Genomic DNA, 271 nt, shown 5'->3' on the forward strand with positions numbered 1-271 from the left:
TGCCAATCCCGGCGTCGCAATCAACCAGTACCGGCTCTGGTCCCGGATCCTCGGAATCTCCCTGGATCATCTGAAGTCATCGGCACCCCAGAGCTCTCAGATCATTGGAGTTGTTCCTGACTTTTCGGTCGGCTCTGTGCGCGACGCGATCGAGCCCACGGTGTATTACATCGCACCGGATGCGTGGTCGTTCACGGTGCTGAAGCTCGATGGGCATACCATTCCAGAAACCATGCAGGCGGTGAAGACCCTTTGGGCGAAGACCAAGGGT

The 271-nt window shown here is 57.9% G+C and carries 1 protein-coding gene; it reads left to right on the forward strand.

Going from position 1 to position 271, the window contains the following annotated elements; translation table 11 throughout:
• On the forward strand, positions 1–271 hold a 271-nt coding region (locus ACZ3GY_RS24000; RefSeq protein ID WP_465912242.1), incomplete at both ends, for a hypothetical protein.

It is taken from the genome of Pseudomonas sp. PME37.24/006, assembly GCF_055556635.1.